Raw genomic sequence first — 3521 nt, 5'->3', positions numbered from 1 at the left:
TTTTTTCCAACCCAAGCACATTCTGGACTATCGTAGCTACGTCGAAGAACAGAAGTTTCTGGAAGGCACGGGGTCATTGGTGCTCGATCGTGTCAACCGAATCGCATACGCTGCACTTTCGCCCCGCACCGACGCTTATCTCGTTCAACGCTTCTGTGAAGACATGGGCTACTTCCCCGTGGTGTTTGAAGCCGGAGCAATGATTCACCAAAAATGGCAGGACATCTACCACACCAATGTAATGATGTCGATTGGCGAGGATTTTGCCGTGGTCGTCGCCGATGCGATATACAAACCGAAACAGCGCAGCCATGTTTTAAATACATTGGCCGCTTCGGGACGGCACGTGATTATCCTGTCCATACCCCAGATGCTTGCCTTTTGTGCAAATCTGCTGCAATTGGCGACGACTGATGGACGTAAAGTGGTCGCCATATCTCAAACTGCGTTTGATGCGTTGTCCGAATCGCAACGCAAGTTGATTGGCACAGAAAGCCAATTTGTCGTAAGCGACATCTCGAATATTGAACACGCAAGCGGCGGCAGCGTGCGCTGTATGCTAGCAGAAGTTTTCCGATAGTCGCACCACGTCATCGCCCCTGACCGAGGTGGCGTCGAATAACCTCCTGTAAGGCAGTTTGACTGACCGGTTTGGCTAAATAGTCATTCATACCGACCGATAAGCACTTGTCTCGGTCGCCCGCCATGGCATGAGCGGTCAAAGCAATAATGGGCGTACGCCGATTCGGACCATGCCCAGCACGAATGTTCATGGTCGCCTCATAGCCATCAAGTTCCGGCATCTGACAATCCATCAGAATAATGTCGAAAGGTGTTTTTTCAGCCGCCGCCACCGCTTCATGTCCATTCTCTGCGACCACAACGTCCGCCCCAAACTTTTTCAGCATGGCCATCGCCACTTTTTGGTTGACGGGATTATCCTCGGCAAGCAGCACACGGAAACGCCTGGATGACGGAGACATATCAGGCTGACTTTCCTGTTGCCTCGTCCGTTTATCTTCGAGTGCTAACGGCTGCTCAGCACTATCCAGTGTAAGTTCGACTCGAAAAGTGGTGCCTTGATTGACCTCGCTTTCAACCTGAATGCGCCCGCCCATTAACACCACTAATTCCTTACTGATTGCAAGCCCTAAGCCCGTGCCACCAAACCTTCGTGAGGTGCTGCTGTCCGCTTGCTGAAATGGTTTAAATATGTGCTCCAATTTGTCCTCAGGGATGCCAATACCTGTATCTGTCACCACAAAGACGATGTCATAAGCATGGCCCCTCACATGACGCAGACGCGCCGACAGCTCGACCTTGCCTTCTTGTGTAAACTTGACCGCATTGCCGAGTAAGTTCAGCAAAACTTGTCGAATCCGTATATCGTCGGCGCGCACAAACTTGGGGATATGTTCATCCATCACAAAAGAAAATTTGATCCCCTTGTTCCTCGCACTGACTGAAATCAACTCGGCAATGTCCTCGAGCAAATGGTGGAGATCAAAGGTATGAACATAGAGTTCAAATTTGCCTGACTCGATTTTTGACAGGTCAAGAATTTCGTTAATCACTTCCAACAGCGCCCGACTTGATTGATAAATCGTACGCGCATACTCCATTTGTTCCTCGTTGAGCGGAGTATTCATCAATAACTCCGCCATTCCCATCACACCATTCATGGGCGTGCGAATTTCGTGGCTCATCACGGCAAGAAATTGACTTTTCGCCCGGGTCCCGGCTTCCGCTGCTTCCTTGGCTTTAATGAGCGTCTCCTCATAGTGCTTTCGATCGGTAATGGGCATCGCCGCGCCCCGATAGCCGATATGTGAGCCAGCCTCGTCGTAAAGCGGCACGCCCGAGATCAATTCCCAAATCCATTCACCATCCGCACGTTGACTGCGCACCTCGATACGTACTGTCTTATTTTCGCTCGCCGCGGTAGTGAGTGCTTGTGTCCAGCGTTGGGCATCCATCGGTGTCAGAAATTCCGTTTTCTTTTTTCCAATCAGTTGTTCTGCCGAATAACCCGTGACCTCATGCACTTTGTCAGAGACAAACTGAAAGTAGCCATTGGCATCGGTTTCCCAGAGATACTGCCCGGACGCTTCACTGATTTCGCGAAATCGCCGTTCTGACTCCCGCAAGCGTTGCTCGATTCGCTTGAACAATGAGATATCATGTGCCTCAAGCAGAATATAGTGGACGTCGCCTTGAAAGTGTATTGGGGTGAGATTCATTTCGACTCGCAGTTCGCGCCCCGAAGGTAAGCGTAAATTAAGTTCTCTCCGAACCACTTCGCCGACACTGACACGTTTGAGATCCGATATTAATTTGTCTGCCGAGTAGGCCGCCTCATGCCACCACGGAAAATTGGCAATATTCCTTTGCTCGGAGCCGGGTTCGAACTCCAGCCCCGCATTCACAACCGCCGTTCGGTTGGCGCGGACAATGGTTCCATCCGGACGCAACAACACAAGATAATAGGTGGCATTGTCATAGATGGCGGATAGCTCTTCATCTTTTTGTTTTAGCACATTTGTTTGTGCTTCCGTCTTCAGTCGCAACCGTGTATTTTCTATCAATGTGCGATGAATTCGACCAGCCCCTGTCACTGTCGCGACAATAAATATGGCCCCCATTAATGCCGTAGCCATCGCGATTTCTGAGCCGATCAAATACATACGAATGACCATCGGGAGCACTGCGGCAATAATAAACCCCCTCGACACCAAGTGGCTTGATGCTAACGTGGCAATCGCCCCACCAGACATGCCCGCAATGACAAAACTAAATAACACAAGAACGCTCATGTCCGTGGTATTGAGCAACCACACCGAGCTGCCCCACGCAAATCCGGTCAATATGCAAGCCAGTTCATAGAACTTCAACAGGCGATTGAGGTTTCCGCAGTAGCGTGTTTGCCTCACAAATAGGCCAATGCCGAGCCGGACAAGAACCACGGCCACCACAAAGAATATCCACAGAAGGACAGCCAAATAGGAGACAAAGGCATGATGGCCAACGACCAGCACGACTGTCATATTGATCAAATTGACAATCGCTGCCGTAGTGACATTGTCGGTGAGCAGTCGCAACTGTTCTCTCAGAAGCGCATGTTCGGCGGTTCCAGACAGTTGCTCACGAGTGATTGGCATGTGTGCTATCTTCCTCTAAGGATACAATACAGTATAGGCGATTGATGATGACTCGAACTCAATTGATCGCCTGTCCGATAATGTTGCCGCTTTTCTTATCAACGCTTGCCTGACGGGAACACCAGTCTGATTTGACGGCCCTCCTCACATCGAGCATAACGTCCTGACGTCATGGCAAAAACTCAATGACCTGCTGCCAGTCTGCCCGGACGTGTTAAACGGACCAGACATTCTACTTCCACGGGCTGAACCGAGAGGCTACCGCGTACTGACCGAAACGGGCAGGATGTCTGGCACGTTTTTCTGGCGGGCGCCACGCCAGCTTGGATCATTTCCCAAAAACATGGATGCCATGTGACCATC

General features: G+C 50.7%; 2 protein-coding genes. One reads left to right on the top strand and one right to left on the bottom strand.

The window, feature by feature from the left end:
• Window positions 1-580, top strand: a 580-nt coding sequence (locus D6694_02730) for an amidinotransferase (protein ID RMH47029.1), incomplete at its 5' end; no start/stop codon positions are given.
• Window positions 581-590: 10 nt separating this feature from the next.
• Here the strand turns inward: D6694_02730 and D6694_02725 are convergent.
• A complete protein-coding gene (locus D6694_02725) occupies window positions 591-3158 on the bottom strand; it encodes a PAS domain S-box protein (GenBank protein ID RMH47028.1) in 2568 nt (855 codons plus the stop codon).
• Window positions 3159-3521: the final 363 nt, after the last annotated feature.

Source organism: Gammaproteobacteria bacterium, assembly GCA_003696665.1.
In the GTDB taxonomy this organism is placed as follows: Bacteria; Pseudomonadota; Gammaproteobacteria; order Enterobacterales.
This window is presented reverse-complemented; position numbering and strand designations above follow the sequence as displayed.